Origin of the sequence: Pseudomonas sp. MOIL14HWK12:I2 (genome assembly GCF_000510745.1) — a bacterium.
Taxonomy (GTDB): domain Bacteria; phylum Pseudomonadota; class Gammaproteobacteria; order Pseudomonadales; family Pseudomonadaceae; genus Chryseomonas; species Chryseomonas oryzihabitans.
Genome location: NZ_AZOA01000014.1, coordinates 1 through 15,629 on the forward strand (window position 1 = coordinate 1; position 15,629 = coordinate 15,629).

Consider the following 15,629-nt stretch of genomic DNA (forward strand, 5'->3'; position numbering starts at 1 on the left):
TCGGGGATGGTCACGGCGATGATGGCTTCGCGCTGCTCGCCCAGTTCGGCGCGCTCGGCCACGTGTCTCAGCCGATCGAAATTGATGTTGGCGCCGGAGTCGATGGCCACCAGCACCTGGCCGCTCGAACCTTCCCGCTCGGCGTATTTCTTGATCCCCGCCACGCCCAGGGCGCCCGAGGGCTCGGTGATGGAGCGGGTATCGTCGTAGATGTCCTTGATCGCCGCGCAGATCTCATCCGAGCTGACGGTGATGACCTCGTCGACATAACGGCGGCAGATCTCGAAGGTGTGGTGGCCGATCTGGGCCACGGCCACGCCGTCGGCGAACAGCCCCACCCGCGGCAGCACCACCCGCTCACCGGCGGCCATGGCCTGCTGCAGGCAGTTGGAATCGTCCGGTTCGACACCGATGATCCTGATCTCGGGGCGCAGGTATTTCACATAGGCGGCGACACCGGCGATCAGGCCACCACCGCCCACGGGGACGAAGATGGCATCCAGCCGCCCCGGATGCTGGCGCAGGATTTCCATGGCCACGGTGCCCTGGCCGGCGATGACGTCAGGATCGTCATAGGGCGGGACGAAGGTGTAGCCCTGCTCATCGACTAGGCGCAGCGCCTCGGCCAGGGCCTCGGGGAAGGCGTCGCCGTGCAGCACCACCTCGCCGCCACGCGATTGCACGCCGATGACCTTGAGCTCCGGCGTGGTGCGCGGCATCACGATGATCGCCCGCACCCCCAGTTCGCGGGCCGCCAGGGACAGGCCCTGGGCGTGGTTGCCGGCGCTGGCGGTGATGACGCCACGGGCCTTTTCGCTGGCCGAAAGGCTGGCCAGCTTGGTGTAGGCACCACGGATCTTGAAGGAGAACACCGGCTGCAGGTCTTCGCGCTTGAGCAGCACCTGGCAGCCCAGCCGCTCGGACAGCGCCCGCGCCGGTTGCAGGGGCGTTTCGATGGCCACGTCGTAGACGGGGGCGAGCAGGGTCTTCTTCACATAGTGTTCGAGCATCGGCGGAGCGATCCGGTGGGTGCGGCGGGGGCGAAAAGTCTACTACGGGCACCTCCGGGTGGGTTAGCCAGGCCGTCCGAGCGGCTATAATCGGCGACCCTCCACCCGTTTTCGCGGATACCCCCATGAATCAGGACCAGCTCAAGCAGGCCGTCGCCCAGGCCGCGGTCGACCTCATCCTTCCCCAGCTCTCCCGCGACAGCGTGGTCGGCGTGGGCACCGGCTCGACCGCCAACTTCTTCATCGACCTGCTGGCCAAGCACAAGCTGGAGTTCGATGGCGCCGTGGCCAGTTCCCAGGCCACCGCCGACCGGTTGAAAAGCCATGGCATCACCGTCTATGACCTCAACGGTGTCAGCGACCTTGAATTCTATGTGGACGGCGCCGACGAAGCCGACGGCCACCTCAATCTGATCAAGGGCGGCGGCGCGGCCCTGACCCGCGAGAAGATCGTCGCCGCCGTAGCACGCAAGTTCATCTGCATCGCCGACGCCAGCAAGCGCGTCGACGTCCTCGGCGAATTCCCGCTGCCGGTGGAAGTCATCCCCATGGCCCGCAGCCACGTGGCCCGCGAGCTGGTGAAACTGGGCGGCGACCCCGAGTACCGCGACGGCGTGGTGACCGACAACGGCAACGTCATCCTCGACGTGCACAACATGCACATCGTCGATCCGGTGGGCCTGGAAGCCAGGATCAACAACATCGTCGGCGTGGTCGCCAACGGCCTCTTCGCCGCCCGCCCGGCGGACGTGCTGCTCTTGGGCACCGCCCAGGGCGTGGAGCGGCTGGAGCGCAGCTGAGCCACCCGTAGCGTGGAAAACCGCGCCAGCGTTTTCCACAGGTGAGCTCATGCACGGCCAGTGGATAAGGCTGCGCCGTTATCCACGCTACGGCGTTTATCGCGGCCATGGCGGTCCGCCGATGCGGCCGCTCCTACAGGGGGCGATATTTTTGTAGGAGCGGCCCATGGCCGCGATTAAAAGCACCACCTCACAAAAAAAGCCCCGGTCAGGCGAACCCGACCGGGGCTTTTTCATGCCGCCTGACGGCTTAGAACAGCACGCGGCAGCGGATGGTGCCCTTGACGTTCTGCAGCTTTTCCTGGGCCAGGTCGGAGTACTCGGCGTCGACGTCGATCACCACGTAGCCGACCTTCTCGTCGGTCTGCAGGTACTGACCGGAGATGTTGATGCCGCTCTCGGAGAAGACGCGGTTGATCTCCGACAGCACGCCCGGCACGTTCTGGTGGATGTGCAGCAGGCGGTGCTTGCCCGGGTGCGACGGCAGGGCCACTTCGGGGAAGTTGACCGAGGACACCGAGGTGCCGTTGTCGCTGTACTTGACCAGCTTCTCGGCCACTTCCAGGCCGATGTTGGCCTGGGCCTCGGCGGTGGAGCCACCGATGTGCGGGGTCAGGATGACATTGTCCAGGCCACGCAGCGGCGAGACGAATTCGTCGTTGTTGGAGCGCGGCTCCACCGGGAAGACGTCGATGGCGGCGCCGATCAGGTGCTCGTCCTTGATGGCGGCGGCCAGGGCGTCGAGGTCGACCACGGTGCCGCGGGCGGCGTTGATCAGAATGCCGCCCTTCTTGATCGCGCGGATCTCGCGCTCGCCGATCATCAGCTGGGTGGCGGGGGTTTCCGGTACGTGCAGGGTGACGATGTCGCTCATGCCGAGCAGTTCGGTCAGGGAGCCGACCTGCTGGGCGTTGCCCAGGGGCAGTTTGGTGATGACGTCATAGAAGAACACCTGCATGCCCAGGCCCTCGGCCAGGACCGACAGCTGGGTGCCGATGGACCCGTAGCCGATGATGCCCAGCTTCTTGCCGCGGATCTCGAAGGAGTTGGCCGCGCTCTTGATCCAGCCGCCGCGATGGCAGGAGGCGTTCTTGGCCGGGATGCCGCGCAGCAGCAGGATGGCCTCGGCCAGCACCAGCTCGGCCACCGAACGGGTGTTGGAATAGGGGGCGTTGAACACGGCGATGCCGCGCTCGCGGGCGGCCTGCAGGTCGACCTGGTTGGTGCCGATGCAGAAGCAGCCGACGGCGACCAGCTTCTTGGCGCAGTCGAACACCTCTTCGGTGAGCTGGGTGCGCGAGCGGATGCCGATGAAGTGGGCGTCGGCGATCTTTTCCTTGAGCTGGGCATCCGGCAGAGAGCTGGTGACGTACTCGATGTTGCTGTAACCCGCGGACTTGAGGATATCCACGGCGGACTGGTGGACGCCTTCCAGGAGAAGGAAGCGGATCTTGCTCTTGTCGAGGGAAGTCTTGCTCATCTGCGTTGAATCCAGAGTGTCCAGGGAGAAGGATGCCGGCGCGGCGCAGGCCAGGTCAGCCAGCGGCAAAGGGGTCGCTATCTTAGCATGAGCCACCGGATGCAGGTCCGGTTGCGACCTGAAGCTTTCTCAGGGCGACCATGAGCGCCTTGCGACCAGGACCGCGCCGCGGCCTCCGCTTTTGGTTAAGATCGCCAGCAGACGCCACTCACCAGGAGCACAAGATGGCCTACCAGCACCAGTACCTCGATGGCACCAAGATCCACTTCCCCCTGGGCAAGGTCGTCTGCATCGGCCGCAACTACGCCGAGCACGCCAAGGAGCTGAACAACCCGGTTCCCACCGAGCCCCTGCTGTTCATCAAGCCGGCCAGCTGCGTGGTGCCGGTGGCCGAGGGTTTCGCCATTCCCACCGATCAGGGTTCGGTGCACTACGAGGCCGAGATCGCCGTGCTGATCGGCAAGCCGCTGTCGAAGAAGCCGTCGGCCGAGGAAGTGCGCGATGCCATCTCCGGCTTCGCTCCCTCCCTGGACCTGACCCTCAGGGACGTGCAGAGCCGCCTCAAGGAAAAGGGCTATCCCTGGGAGATCGCCAAGAGCTTCGACGGCGCCTGCGTGCTCGCGCCCTTCGTGCCGGGCGATGCCTTCGAGGACCTGGCCGACATCCCGGTGCGCCTGACCATCAACGGCGAAGTGCGCCAGGACGGCAACAGTCGCGACATGCTCAACCCCATCCTGCCGCTGATCCAGACCATCGCCGGACATTTCTCCCTGCAACCGGGCGACGTCATCCTCACCGGCACGCCGGTAGGTGTCGGACCTCTCAACGTGGGCGATGACCTGGTACTGGAGCTGCCGGACGTTAGCCGCTTCGAAACGCGCGTGCTATAACCCCGCCACCCACCGTCGCCTGGCCGGTGCCTGGCGACGGTGTGTCGGCACGGCCGCGACGCTCTAACAAGAAGCCGTCCGAGCCCGCATGTCCAGACTTCCCCGCCTCATCCTGTCGCGCCTCCTCCCCGCCTTCGTTTTGCTGGTGCTGATCGTCCTCACCTTCGTCTGGCACTGGAACGACCGGGCGCTGCTCTGGTGGCAGGAATACCGCACGCCGCCGGAAGTGCGCGCCCAGGCGGTCTGGCTGCCGGACTACCAGGCGGTGATCCAGGGCAAGCCGCTGCCGGGTCTGGCCGAGGCCGAGACCTCCGACCTCACCTACGATCCCCGTACCCGCACCCTCTTCGCCGTCACCGGCAGCACCCCCTATCTGGTGCAACTGAGCCTGACCGGCGACATCCTCAGACGCATCCCGATCCGCAACGTCTCCAACCTCGAAGGGGTGACCGCTCTGGAAGACGGGCGTCTGGCCATCGTCGACGAGCGCCAGCGGCGGCTATCGCTGTTCCAGCTGGCCGACGACGCCCGCGAACTGGACGCCAACACCTTCGAACACCACGACCTGGGCTTTCCCGACGCCGGCAACAAGGGCTTCGAAGGCATCGCCTGGGATCCGCGGCACCAGCGGCTGATCCTCAGCAAGGAACGCGATCCGGCCGCTCTCTTCACCCTGGCCAGCGACGGCCGCGGCGTCTCCGGCAACCTGCAGCCCTTTGCGCTCAAGCAGCTGGTAATCGACTATTCCGCAGTGGCGGTCGATCCGCGCACCGGTCACCTGCTGGCACTGTCCGACCAGTCCCACACCCTGGTGGAGCTGACCGCGGACGGCCAGCCGGTCAGCTTCATCAGCCTCAGAAGCGGCCTGCACGGTCTCAAGGCGACCATGGAGCAACCGGAAGGCGTGGCCCTAGACGAAGCCGGCAATCTCTACATGATTGGTGAACCCAATCTCTTCCACGTGTTTCACAAGGTGTCCGGCGCGGCGCAATGAGCGCCTATTCAGCTTGAATTCAGGGTCGCGCCCTTAGGCTGCGCGGCATTACCGCCTCAGGACCCTGTCGATGTTTCCGCTGTTTTCCCCTCGCACCCTGGGTGCCCTGCTGGGCGGGGCCCTGCTGCTGGCCCTGACCCTGGTGGCCCAGCAGCACCGGCTGTTCGAGCGGCTCTGGTTCAACGTCCAGAGCCAGCTCCAGGCCGAAAGCCGCCAGGCCCGCTCGCTGTGGCTGCCGGGCTACCGGGTCACCGTCGAGGCCAGGACCATCGGCGACGGCATCACCGACGTCTCGGCGCTGAGCTTCGACCCCGACCGCCGCACCCTGGTCAGCGTCACCAACAAGCCGGCACGCTTTCTCGAACTGGACCTGGACGGCCGCCTGCTGCGCCAGGTGGAGCTCAGGGGCTTCAGCGATCCGGAGGCCATCGAATACATAGCCCCGGGCGTCTACATGATCAGCGAAGAACGCCGCCAGCGCCTGGTGCGGGTACGGATTGGCGCCGACACCCGGGTGGTGGACATCGATGATCGCCAGGTCAGCCACCCCTTCAGCCTCAGCGACGTGCAAAGCGACAACCGCGGCAACGAAGGCCTGGCCTACGACGCGGCGCGCGAGCGCTTCTTCGTCGCCAAGGAAAGCGATCCGGTGCGCATCTACGAGATCGAAGGTCTCGGCAGCGAAGCCTTCGAAGGTCTGCAGGCGCTGTCGCTGCGCACGGATCCGCAACGCGATCGCCGCCTGTTCGTGCGCGATCTCTCCAGCCTGCAATTCGACCCCGGCACCGGCCACCTGCTGGCGCTCTCGGATCAGTCGCGGCTGGTGCTGGAACTGGACGACGACGGCAAGCCGATCAGCTCGCTGTCACTGCTGCGCGGCCAACACGGCCTGAATCGCAGCGTGCCCCAGGCCGAAGGCGTGGCCATGGACGACCAGGGCCGGCTGTATGTGGTCAGCGAGCCGAATCTGTTCTATCGGTTCGAGAAGCCGTGAGGTAGAGGCTCATCGCGGCCATGCCGGTGCGCCGTAACGACCGCTCCTACAGGTGTTTCCTGATCCGTAGGAGCGGCCCATGGCCGCGATCAGTTCCTGGCCTTCCCTCACCTGGAGAGGAGTGGTTCCGCGCTAGCGGATGGCCTGGCGACAATGGAGCGAATCTACCTTTGGCGCCAAAAACGAACGCCCTCACCCCGACCCTCTCCCCTGAGGGAGAGGCGGTGGTTCCGCGCTAGTGGATGGCGTGGCGACAATGGAGCGAATCCGCCCTTGGCGCAAAAAACGAACGCCTGCTCGAACAGCCCCCTCTCCCACTGGGAGAGGGTTGGGGTGAGGGCGCGCCTGGCACCTGATCTCCCTGTGGAAAAGGCTGCGCCGTTTTCCACGCTACGCAGCCGGTGTTGAGCGCAGCGAAGCCCAACAGGCGGGAGCGGCTCAACCCTCACCCCGGCCCTCTCCCAAGGGGAGAGAGGGTCATCCAGCGCGGAGTGCGGCTCCCGAGCCCCTTCTACTCCCCCTGCTCGAACAACTCTTCCAGATAGCGCCGCGCATTGGCCACATAGACCTGGGCATTGGCTGCCAGCTGCGCCTGCTGGGCTTCGCTGAGGGCGCGGACCACCTTGGCCGGCGAGCCGAGCACCAGGGAGCCGTCGGGGATCACCGCGTTCTCGGTAACCAGGGCATTGGCGCCCACCAGGCAGTTGCGCCCGATACGCGCGCCGTTGAGCACCACGGCGTGGATGCCGATCAGGCTGCCGTCGCCGATCTCGCAGCCATGCAGCATGGCCTGGTGGCCAACGGTGACGCCGCGCCCCAGGGTCAGCGGCGAGCCGGGATCGGTGTGCAGCACGGCGCCGTCCTGGACATTGCTGTCCGGACCGATATGGATCAGCTCGTTGTCGCCACGCAGCACCGCGCCGAACCAGACGCTGGCGCCCTCATCCAGGCGTACTTTGCCGATCACCGCGGCGGTGGGCGCGACCCAGCTCTGTGGATGGGCCTCGACCCGCTGTTCTCCCAGGCGGTATTTCATGGTGTCGCTCCTCGTATTGTTGTCGTTGGCGGAACGCCCGATTGTTCGCCAGCGCGGGGCCTGGGCGCAATCGACGCCGACAGGAGCCCCGGCTTTGTTGCAAATCATTCTCGATAGCGAAAGAATGCCAGGGGAACCTAAGCCCGCCCGACTGCGACGAATGACCACGGCCAGAACGCTGGGAAAGGCCCTCGGCCTTTGCAAAGCTGGCGGCCGCTGACCGCACCGTCCTTGTAACCGCAGCGTCAGCCGTCCCGGCCCAGGCCGGTTTCCCGAGACCACCGGAATCTGCGAGCGCCCGATGCGTACCACCTGGAAATTCCTGCTGCCCCTCGCCGTCACCGGACTGCTGGCGCTGCTGCCGGCTCCCGACGGCCTGCCCGTTCATGCCTGGCTGTACTTCGCCCTGTTCGCCGGCGTGGTGGTGGGGCTGATCCTCGAGCCCCTGCCCGGCGCGGTGATCGGCCTGATCGGCGTGGCCCTGGCGGCCCTGCTGGCGCCCTGGGTGCTGTTCAGTCCGGCGCAACTGGCCACCCCCGGCTTCCGGGCGCCCCAGGAGGCGCTGAAATGGGGCCTGGCGGGCTTTTCCAACAACACCGTCTGGCTGATCTTCAGTGCCTTCATGTTCGCCCTGGGCTACGAGAAGACCGGACTCGGGCGGCGCATCGCCCTGCTGCTGGTCAAGGCCATGGGTCGGCGGACCCTGACCCTGGGCTATGCGGTGATGCTGGCGGACCTGGCCCTGGCGCCCTTCACCCCGTCCAACACCGCACGCAGCGGCGGCACCGTCTACCCGGTGATCCGCAACCTGCCGCTGCTCTACGATTCCAAGCCCAACGACCCCAGCGCGCGGCGCATCGGCTCCTACCTGATGTGGGTGGCGATCTCCTCCACCTGCGTCACCAGCACCCTCTTCCTCACCGCCCTGGCGCCCAACCTGCTGGCCGCCGCCCTGATCGAGAAGACCGCCCAGGTGCACATCAGCTGGGGCCAGTGGTTCATCGCCGCCGCGCCCATGGGCATCCTCCTGCTGGCCCTACTGCCGCTGCTGGCCTACTGGCTGTATCCGCCGGAGATCAAGCGCAACGACCAGGTGCCGCTGTGGGCGGCCAAGGAACTGGCCGCACTCGGCCCGCTGACGCGCGACGAAAAGCTGCTGCTGGCCCTGGTGATCGGTGCCCTGGCGCTGTGGATCTTCGGTGCCGCCTGGGCCGATCCGGCGCTGGTGGGCATCCTGGTGATCGTGCTGATGTTGTTGCTCAAGGTCATCACCTGGAACGACGCCCTGGGCAACAAGGCCGCCTGGAACACCTTCGCTTGGTTCGCCACCCTGGTGGCCCTGGCCGACGGCCTGACCCGGGTCGGCTTCGTCGCCTGGTTCGGGCAGTGGGTCGCCGGCCATCTGGGCGGCTTCCATGCCGGCACCGCCATGGTGGTGCTGGTAGCGGTCTTCTATCTCGCCCACTACCTGTTCGCCAGCTCCACCGCCCACACCACCGCGCTGCTGCCGGTGATGCTGGCCGCCGGCATGGGCATTCCCGGCATCGACCTGCCGGTGTTCGCCCTGCTGCTGGGTACCTCCCTGGGGCTGATGGGCATCATCACCCCCTACGGCACCGGACCGAGTCCCGTGTACTACGGCAGCGGCTACCTGCCCAGCGCCGACTACTGGCGGCTGGGGACGATCTTCGGGGCGCTGTTCCTGCTGGTGCTGCTGGGGATCGGGGTGCCGTGGATCATGATGGTGGCGTGAGGGGTAGTTGGGCGTTCGGTGCCCAACGCCTGGGTCGTGGTGATCCGGGCGGATCGGCGTAGGTTGGGCTGAGCAATAGCGAAGCCCAACTAAGCGGAGCCAGTACCAAGACTCATTGGTGCCCTGGCTGTTTACCGAGTTTTGCTGGCACTTCTTGTTTCGCTCTCCCGAGCGAGTCACTTTTGTCAGTCGCGACAAAAGTAACCAAAATCGCTTGCCCCGACCATCCGGCCCTACGCTTCGCTCCGGGTCCGCTCACACCAGCGCCGTTCCGGGGTCGTTCCAGATGGGCCGTCCTTGGCCCACTGGACCTCTCGCCGCATCCATGCGGCTCGACCCACTCCACGACACCGGCGTTCGCCCTTCTGAACGGGGCGGTTTCGCGCGCCTGAAGTTTTAGTTGAAGAGCCATAACCGTCCGTAGCGTGGACAACGGCAAAGCCTTATCCACTGGTCCCGACTAAGCTCACTTGTAGAAAACGCCGTTGCGACCTGACACCGGAAATCGCGGCCATGGGCCGCTCCTACGGGATATCTGACTTCTGTAGGAGCGGCCCATGGCCGCGATAAGGACGTGGTTTTCACGCTACAGATCTTGTGAACACTGAAGTCCTAGGCTGGCGCCCCCGTCCCCGTCAGTGAGGCCGAGTTCCGGTGTCGTGGCGGGGGTTGCGAGGCAGGACGCCGAGCAAGGCGCGAGGGGCAGGAGGCCCCTTCGTGCCGTGCCCCTGCCACGGCGCCGGAGCGAGGGGACCCGGAGCGCAGCGGAGGGCCGAAACGTGGGGACAAGCGTTTTTGGTTACTTTTTTGGCGAATGCAAAAAGTAACTCGCCCGGGTGGGCGAAACAAAAGCCCTCAGAGCACTCGATAAACAGCCAGGTCACCCATAACTCTAATCCGTTGGGCCTCGCTATCGCTCAACCCACCCCACTTTCCAAATTTCCCCTTCCACCCGACCTTTTGCTTAGGGACCTAAGCATCCCTTCGGCGTAGAATCCACATTCTTAGTGTGCTTTCGATAACACCCGCAGAGGTCGTCATGTCCCACCGTATTCGCCATCCCGGTTTCGCCGCCAAGCGCCAGAGCGCCGAGCAGGCCTCGCAGTTCATTCGTCACGGCATGACCGTGGGCATGAGCGGCTTCACCGGGGCCGGTTATCCCAAGGCCGTGCCCGGTGCCCTGGCCCAGCGCATCACCGCCAGTCACGGCGCCGGCGAGCCCTTTCGCATCAAGGTGCTGACCGGCGCGTCCACCGCACCGGAGCTGGACGGCGCCCTGGCGCGGGTCGATGGCATCGAGTTGCGGGTGCCCTTCCAGTCCGATCCGGAGCTCCGTAGCCGCATCAACGCTGGCGGCCTGGACTACATGGACATCCACCTGGGCCAGCTGGCGGAAAAGGTCCGCTATGGCTTCTTCGGCAAGATCGACGTGGCCGTGGTGGAGATCGCCGCCATTCGCGAAGACGGGCTGCTGGTGCCCTCCTCCTCGGTGGGCAACAACAAGACCTGGCTGGACATGGCCGATGCGGTGATCCTCGAGGTCAATCGCTGGCAGCCCGACGCTCTGGACGGCATGCACGACATCTACACCGACGGCGCCCTGCCGCCCCACCGCACGCCGATTCCACTGGCGCACCCCGGCGACCGCATCGGCTCGCCCTATCTCGAGGTGCCGCTGGACAAGGTGGTGGCCGTGGTGGAGACCGACGCCCCCGACCGCAACAGTCCGTTCAAGGCGCCGGACGCCTCCTCCCAGGCCATCGCCACGCACCTGCTGGATTTCCTCCGCTTCGAAGTCCGCCAGGGGCGCATCCCGGCCAATCTGCTGCCCATCCAGTCGGGGGTCGGCAACATCGCCAACGCCTTCATGCAGGGCCTGGCCGAGAGCGAGTTCGAGGGGCTGACCGCCTTCACCGAGGTGATCCAGGACGGCATGCTGGAACTGCTCATCAGCGGCAAGATGGAGCTGGCCTCGGCCACCTCCTTCTCCCTGAGCCCGGCGGGCATCGAACGCTTCGTCGAGCACGCCGAGTCGCTGCGCAAGCGCATCATCCTGCGCCAGCAGGGGGTCAGCAATCACCCGGAACTGGTGCGGCGGCTGGGTTGCATCGCCCTCAACGGCATGCTCGAAGCCGACCTCTATGGCAACGTCAACTCCACTCACCAGATGGGCACGGGGATGATGAACGGCATCGGCGGCTCCGGCGACTTCGCCCGCAACGCCTATCTGTCGGTGTTCATGGCGCCAAGCACCGCCAAGAACGGGCTGATCTCGACCCTGGTGCCCATGGTCAGCCACGTCGACCACACCGAGCACGATGTCTCGGTGATCGTCACCGACCAGGGCCTGGCCGACCTGCGCATGCTCAGTCCCAAGCAGCGCGCCCGGGCCATCCTCGAGCACTGCGTGCACCCGAGTTTCCGTCCGGCGCTGGCGGATTACTTCGAGCGCGCCCTGGCCGGCAGCCACGGCAAGCACACCCCGCACCTGCTGCCCGAGGCGCTGGCCTGGCACGAGCGCTACCTGGTCACCGGCAGCATGCTCGGCCCCGCCGCCCAGGAAGCCCACGACTGAAAGGCAAGGCGCCCGAGGCCTCTCGGGCGCCCTTTCGCTCCGCCATCCCTGCCGTCCGTCGCCCATCTGCAACTAATTGTGACTTTTTGCCAGCGCGCTGTGTAAAAAGCTGCCTTGTCGGATTCCCAGCCGACATTCCGGGTGATAAAAGACGTGAAATCTCTGAGCAATGTCCTTGATCTGCAAGGGGCATTGCCGTTCGCGGTTGTTCTAACCCCGCCCCCTTTTCGAGAGCTGCCACCGTGAAGATCTGTCATCAACTTGCCGGCCTGTTGCTGGCTGGCTTGGTCGGGCTGAGTCCGGCCGTCCTGGCCCAGACCCCACCGAAGGTCAAGGCCGCGGCCGCCGCCACCGCCCAGCGCCTGGCCTCGAACCACGCCCTGGTCGTCGACCTCAAGACCAACCAGGTACTGTTTTCCCAGAATCCCGACCAGGTCGCCCCCATCGCTTCGGTGACCAAGCTGATGACCGCCATGGTGGTGCTCGATGCCCGGCTGCCGCTGGAGCAGACCATCGACATCGACATCAGCGAGAATCCGGCCATGCGCGGCATCTTCTCGCGGGTGCGCCTGGGCAGCCAGCTGACCCGCCGCGACATGCTGCAACTGGCGCTGATGTCCTCGGAAAACCGCGCTGCCACCAGCCTCGCCCACCACTATCCGGGTGGCCAGCGCGCCTTCGTCGCCGCCATGAATGCCAAGGCTCGCGCCCTGGGCATGAGAAACACCCGCTACGCCGAGCCCACCGGCCTGTCGCCGCTCAACGTCTCCACCGCGCGTGACCTGGTCACCCTGCTCAAGGCCACCGAGCACTATCCGCTGCTCGGCCAGCTCAGCACCACCCCGGAAAAGACCCAGGCCTTCCACAATCCCAACTATGTGCTGGGCTTTCGCAACACCAACCACCTGGTCTACAACGCCGACTGGAGCGTGCAGCTGACCAAGACCGGCTACACCGACAAGGCCGGTCACTGCCTGGTGATGCGCACCGTGATGGCCGGTCGTCCGGTGGCCTTCGTGGTGATGGACGCCTTTGGCAAGTTCACCCACATGGCCGACGCCACCCGCGTCCGCCGCTGGCTGGAAACCGGCGCGCTGAGCCCTCTGCCGGGCGCGCCCAAGGCCGGTCGCAGCACGGTGCTGGCCCGCCAGTAAGCCCTGCCTGAGCCCACCCCGAAGCCGCGTCTCGACGCGGCTTTTTCTTGCCCGGCGCCTTTCCGCGGGTCGGATACCGGGCGCCGCGCCTGGCGGGATCGGCGGCGGGCGACAATAGTTGTCTCAAGCGCTGGAGACCGCAGTACCGGCACGCCCCCACGCCAAGAGGTGTCCCGATGAAGCCCACCCTGTCGCGTCGCCAAGTCCTCCAGTGCGCCTGCTGCCTGCCGCTGGCCGCCGCCCTGGCACCCCTGGCCCTGCCCGCCCTGGCGGCCCCGACCAAGGCCCACACCACCCTCACCGCCGAGCAGGCCCTGCAACGGCTGATCGACGGCAACCAGGGCTTCATGGACGACCAGCCGCTGCACGGGGAAACCAATCGCGACCGGCGCCTGGCGATCGCCAAGGGCCAGACCCCCTTCTGCGTGCTGGTGTCCTGCTCGGATTCGCGGGTCTCGCCGGAACTGCTATTCGGTCGCGGCCTGGGCGAGCTGTTTATCGTGCGCAACGCCGGCAATACCCTGGACACCACCGCCCTGGGCTCGGTGGAGTACGCCATCAGCCAGCTGGGGGTGCCGCTGATCGTGGTGATGGGCCACGAGAAGTGCGGCGCGGTGGAGGCCGCGGTGGCCGTGGTGGAGCAGAACGCCCTCTATCCCGGTGCCATCGGCGCCATGATCGAACCCATCCTGCCGGCGGTGCTCAGCGCCCGGGTCGGCAACCCGCCGGATCTGCTGGAAGCGGCGGTGCGCAGCAACGTGCAACGCACGGTCAGGCGGCTGCGCGCAGCCTCCGAACCGACCCTGCTCGCGCCGCAACAGAAGGGCCAGGTCAAGGTGGTGGGCGCCTACTACACCCTGGAAAACGGCCACGTGGATTTCTTCGACGTCTGAGGCGGGCACCCCCGGCGTCAGCCGCGGTCTAGGGCTGTATCCCCTGCCTGGAACGCCCCATGAGCAAAGACGCGATCGCCCACGAGTACTACGAGACCGTCACCGGCCGCTGCTGGCTGGATGACGTGCGCGAATGGCGCCGCCTGCAGGCCGAGGCCCAGGCCGCCGCGGATCGCTACCTGGCCTGCCCGGAGGATCTCGAGGCACCCGAACGCCTGCGCCTGGAACAGACCTGGCGCGCCAGCAACGAAGAGGCCGGCGCCTTCTGGCAGCGCATGTGGTCGAATCTGGATCGTCAGTGAGGGTGCGCGGCTTCAGGTAGCCCTGGCGAGCAGCGCCAGCAGGCCTTCGGGTACCAGCCGACAGCTGTCGTCGAAGGAATCGAGCGAGCGCCAGGTAGCCATGAAGGCCTCACCATCGCTCTCCTGACCGGGCAGCTCTGTTTGCGCATAACGCTGCCGATCGACAAAGTCGGCAGCGTAGACCAGCACCACCTCGTGGCCCGGCCGTCCCGCGTAGCTGAACAGCGATTCCAGGGTGCCCAGCAGCCTGACCTCGGTCAGCTCGACGCCCAGTTCTTCGCGGATCTCGCGCCGCACCGCCGCCTGGCTGGTTTCGCCGAACTCTACGCCACCGCCCAGGGGCCGACAAAAGCGTTGGCCATCATGCGGATCCTGCGTCTCACGCACTAGGATGCGGTCGTCCTGACGCAGGATGCAGAGCGCCAGGACGCGGATCTGACCGCCCATTACACCAGCCCTTCCGCCTTCAATTCGCTCTTCAGATAGGCGTAGTACACCGGCGCCGCCACCAGCCCGGGCAGGCCGAAGGCCGCCTCGAACACCAGCATGGCCACCAGCAATTCCCAGGAGCGGGCGCTGATCTGGCCGCCGACGATGCGGGCGTTGAGGAAGTATTCCAGCTTGTGGATGGCGATCAGGTAGCCCAGCGCCGCCACCGCGACCCAGATCGACAGCGACAGGCCGGCGATGAAGATCAGGGTGTTGGACATCAGGTTGCCGATCACCGGCAGCAGGCCAAGGATGAAGGTCAGGATCACCAGGGTCTTGGCCAGCGGCAGGTGGACGTCGAACAGCGGCAGCACGCCGAGCAGGAAGATGCCGGTCAGGGTGGTGTTGAGCAGCGAGATCTTGATCTGGGCGAAGACGATGTTGCGAAAGGCCTGGGCCACCAGGCCGAGGCGCACCAGCAGCGCGCCGGACAGCGGCCTCAGGCGCTCGGGATCGGGGGTGGGCTGCAGGGCGACGATGGCGCCGAGGATCATGCCGATCAGCACGATGACGAAGGTCCGCGCCGCATCGCGACCGAACAGCTGCAGTTGCGCCACATGGGCGCGCACCCATTCCACCAGCTCCTGCTTCATGCTGTCGGCGTTGGCCGGCAGGTAGGCGTCCAGGGAGGGCGGCAACTGGGCGCGGGCGCGCTCGGTGAGCACCATGAACTTGTCCAGCAGGCGTCCGGGGTTCTGTACCTCCTGGATGATGAAGCTGGTGAACCAGACGAAGAACAGCGTCAGCAGGCTCACCACCAGGGTGCCGAGCAGGGCCACGGCGAGCCAGCGCGCGCCGCCGCCGGGCAGATGACGCTGCAGGCGCCCGGCCAGGGTGTTGACCAGTTCGTACACCAGCAGGCCGGCCAGCAGGCTGGGCAGGAGCTTGAGCGGGAGAACCAGATAGAGCGCGGTGAAGACGATGATCCAGCTGGCCAAGATGGCCTGGCGTTGCGTGAAGGCGTACATAGATTACCGGCGGCAGAATCCCTGCCCGCAGTCTGACAGTCTGCCGCCTCGCCGCCCAGCCTAGTGTGGTGTTTCAAAAGTTATCTACGCAATTTTGCCGGCGCTTTTTGTCCTTGGACGTCGTTGCCCCTCCTCGCCATAGCCCTGCTATGACTCGGCCCGGCGCCTCGCCCACTCGGGGCGCCGAACCGAACAAAAATCACTCGCCAATTCTTGCGCGAACTTCTGAAACACCACACTGGACCACGAAGAAAGCCCGGACCTCTGTTACCCGGCATTACCCGAGCAGGT

General features: G+C 66.2%; 14 protein-coding genes. 9 read left to right on the forward strand and 5 right to left on the reverse strand.

Going from position 1 to position 15,629, the window contains the following annotated elements; genetic code table 11:
* Positions 1–1,010, reverse strand: a 1,010-nt coding sequence (gene ilvA, locus PSK12I2_RS0113105; RefSeq protein ID WP_027598762.1) for a threonine ammonia-lyase, biosynthetic, incomplete at its 3' end; no start/stop codon positions are given.
* Positions 1,011–1,135: 125 nt separating this feature from the next.
* Between ilvA and rpiA the strand changes: the two genes are divergently transcribed.
* Positions 1,136–1,810, forward strand: coding sequence for a ribose-5-phosphate isomerase RpiA (gene rpiA, locus PSK12I2_RS0113110; protein WP_027598763.1), 675 nt, complete (start codon positions 1,136–1,138; stop codon positions 1,808–1,810).
* A gap of 250 nt (positions 1,811–2,060) precedes the next feature.
* On the opposite strand, the gene serA is transcribed toward rpiA, so the two are convergent.
* Positions 2,061–3,290: a phosphoglycerate dehydrogenase gene (gene serA, locus PSK12I2_RS0113115; RefSeq protein ID WP_027598764.1), complete on the reverse strand. Its 1,230-nt coding sequence runs from the start codon at positions 3,288–3,290 to the stop codon at positions 2,061–2,063.
* Positions 3,291–3,514: 224 nt separating this feature from the next.
* Between serA and PSK12I2_RS0113120 the strand changes: the two genes are divergently transcribed.
* From PSK12I2_RS0113120 to PSK12I2_RS0113130, 3 genes are all read left to right on the forward strand, one after another.
* Positions 3,515–4,180, forward strand: a complete 666-nt coding sequence (locus PSK12I2_RS0113120) for a fumarylacetoacetate hydrolase family protein (RefSeq protein ID WP_027598765.1) — start codon at positions 3,515–3,517, stop codon at positions 4,178–4,180.
* Positions 4,181–4,268: 88 nt separating this feature from the next.
* Entirely contained in the window at positions 4,269–5,174 is a 906-nt protein-coding gene (locus PSK12I2_RS0113125) for an SdiA-regulated domain-containing protein (protein ID WP_027598766.1), read from the forward strand.
* Positions 5,175–5,244: 70 nt separating this feature from the next.
* Positions 5,245–6,168 carry an SdiA-regulated domain-containing protein gene (locus PSK12I2_RS0113130; protein ID WP_027598767.1) on the forward strand — a complete coding sequence of 308 codons (924 nt, stop codon included), beginning with the start codon at positions 5,245–5,247 and terminating at the stop codon, positions 6,166–6,168.
* 511 nt (positions 6,169–6,679) lie between these two features.
* On the opposite strand, the gene PSK12I2_RS0113135 is transcribed toward PSK12I2_RS0113130, so the two are convergent.
* Positions 6,680–7,204, reverse strand: a complete 525-nt coding sequence (locus tag PSK12I2_RS0113135) for a gamma carbonic anhydrase family protein (RefSeq protein ID WP_027598768.1) — start codon at positions 7,202–7,204, stop codon at positions 6,680–6,682.
* Positions 7,205–7,505: 301 nt separating this feature from the next.
* Between PSK12I2_RS0113135 and PSK12I2_RS0113140 the strand changes: the two genes are divergently transcribed.
* The 5 genes from PSK12I2_RS0113140 to PSK12I2_RS0113160 all read left to right on the forward strand — a co-directional run bounded on the left by PSK12I2_RS0113140 (position 7,506) and on the right by PSK12I2_RS0113160 (position 13,881).
* Entirely contained in the window at positions 7,506–8,957 is a 1,452-nt protein-coding gene (locus PSK12I2_RS0113140) for an anion permease (RefSeq protein ID WP_027598769.1), read from the forward strand.
* A gap of 1,039 nt (positions 8,958–9,996) precedes the next feature.
* Positions 9,997–11,532, forward strand: a complete 1,536-nt coding sequence (locus tag PSK12I2_RS0113145; RefSeq protein WP_027598770.1) for an acetyl-CoA hydrolase/transferase family protein — start codon at positions 9,997–9,999, stop codon at positions 11,530–11,532.
* 242 nt (positions 11,533–11,774) lie between these two features.
* Positions 11,775–12,686, forward strand: a complete 912-nt coding sequence (gene pbpG, locus PSK12I2_RS0113150; RefSeq protein WP_037006760.1) for a D-alanyl-D-alanine endopeptidase — start codon at positions 11,775–11,777, stop codon at positions 12,684–12,686.
* Positions 12,687–12,862: 176 nt separating this feature from the next.
* The gene (locus PSK12I2_RS0113155) at positions 12,863–13,579 is read left to right on the forward strand and encodes a carbonic anhydrase (RefSeq protein ID WP_027598772.1); all 717 of its coding nucleotides are present in this window, start codon (positions 12,863–12,865) and stop codon (positions 13,577–13,579) included.
* Positions 13,580–13,638: 59 nt separating this feature from the next.
* Complete coding sequence (locus tag PSK12I2_RS0113160) at positions 13,639–13,881, forward strand: hypothetical protein (protein WP_027598773.1); 243 nt, start codon at positions 13,639–13,641, stop codon at positions 13,879–13,881.
* A 12-nt stretch (positions 13,882–13,893) separates the two neighbouring features.
* Here PSK12I2_RS0113160 and PSK12I2_RS0113165 read toward each other — a convergent pair whose 3' ends face one another.
* Positions 13,894–14,328: an NUDIX hydrolase gene (locus PSK12I2_RS0113165; RefSeq protein WP_037007716.1), complete on the reverse strand. Its 435-nt coding sequence runs from the start codon at positions 14,326–14,328 to the stop codon at positions 13,894–13,896.
* Complete coding sequence (locus PSK12I2_RS0113170) at positions 14,328–15,338, reverse strand: AI-2E family transporter (RefSeq protein ID WP_007161081.1); 1,011 nt, start codon at positions 15,336–15,338, stop codon at positions 14,328–14,330. Before PSK12I2_RS0113170 ends, PSK12I2_RS0113165 begins: the two co-directional genes overlap by 1 nt.
* Between the last annotated feature and the right edge of the window lie 291 nt (positions 15,339–15,629).

Bases quoted from the DNA above. Each gene is read 5' to 3' on its own strand.
- rpiA (WP_027598763.1), top strand. From the start codon at position 1,136: ATGAATCAGGACCAGCTCAAGCAGGCCGTCGCCCAGGCCGCGGTCGAC.
- serA (WP_027598764.1), bottom strand. From the start codon at position 3,290: ATGAGCAAGACTTCCCTCGACAAGAGCAAGATCCGCTTCCTTCTCCTG.
- PSK12I2_RS0113120 (WP_027598765.1), top strand. From the start codon at position 3,515: ATGGCCTACCAGCACCAGTACCTCGATGGCACCAAGATCCACTTCCCC.
- PSK12I2_RS0113125 (WP_027598766.1), top strand. From the start codon at position 4,269: ATGTCCAGACTTCCCCGCCTCATCCTGTCGCGCCTCCTCCCCGCCTTC.
- PSK12I2_RS0113130 (WP_027598767.1), top strand. From the start codon at position 5,245: ATGTTTCCGCTGTTTTCCCCTCGCACCCTGGGTGCCCTGCTGGGCGGG.
- PSK12I2_RS0113135 (WP_027598768.1), bottom strand. From the start codon at position 7,204: ATGAAATACCGCCTGGGAGAACAGCGGGTCGAGGCCCATCCACAGAGC.
- PSK12I2_RS0113140 (WP_027598769.1), top strand. From the start codon at position 7,506: ATGCGTACCACCTGGAAATTCCTGCTGCCCCTCGCCGTCACCGGACTG.
- PSK12I2_RS0113145 (WP_027598770.1), top strand. From the start codon at position 9,997: ATGTCCCACCGTATTCGCCATCCCGGTTTCGCCGCCAAGCGCCAGAGC.
- PSK12I2_RS0113155 (WP_027598772.1), top strand. From the start codon at position 12,863: ATGAAGCCCACCCTGTCGCGTCGCCAAGTCCTCCAGTGCGCCTGCTGC.
- PSK12I2_RS0113160 (WP_027598773.1), top strand. From the start codon at position 13,639: ATGAGCAAAGACGCGATCGCCCACGAGTACTACGAGACCGTCACCGGC.
- PSK12I2_RS0113165 (WP_037007716.1), bottom strand. From the start codon at position 14,328: ATGGGCGGTCAGATCCGCGTCCTGGCGCTCTGCATCCTGCGTCAGGAC.
- PSK12I2_RS0113170 (WP_007161081.1), bottom strand. From the start codon at position 15,338: ATGTACGCCTTCACGCAACGCCAGGCCATCTTGGCCAGCTGGATCATC.